Annotated in this window: 1 pseudogene; it reads left to right on the top strand. The window is 70.0% G+C overall.

From position 1 onward, the window contains the following. Positions 1–28: 28 nt before the first annotated feature. Positions 29–397: pseudogene (locus tag D7Y04_RS43360) on the top strand (hypothetical protein); the annotation flags it as partial.

Here is a 397-nt window from a genome sequence, read left to right as displayed (position 1 = left end):
GGCGGACATCATCGCGGAGCGGCACACGGTGCCGAACAGTCTGAACGGGAATCCGTTCCTGGGGGCGATGGCGAGGGCGCCGCTGGACTTCTTCTGGAGGGCGCCGGGCGTGAACACGGAGGCGCGGCACAAGTTCTCCATGAACACGTGCAGCGGGTGCCACTCGGGAGAGACGCAGACGGAGTTCCTCCACGTGGCGCCGCGAGTGGCGGGCAAGGCGGCGGTGCTGTCGCCCTACCTGAAGGGGACGACGGTGACGGACCCGGTGACGCACGCGACGCGAGTGTTCGACGACCTGGGCCGGCGAGCCGACGACCTGAAGGCGCTGGTCTGCCCCTCTGCCACGCAGCTCAAGTCGGGTGGGGTGGCGCCGTCCAACCTGCCGCCTGCTCGCGTG

Source organism: Corallococcus sp. AB038B (assembly GCF_003668955.1).
GTDB classification, from domain to species: Bacteria; Myxococcota; Myxococcia; order Myxococcales; family Myxococcaceae; genus Corallococcus; species Corallococcus exiguus.
This window is presented reverse-complemented; position numbering and strand designations above follow the sequence as displayed.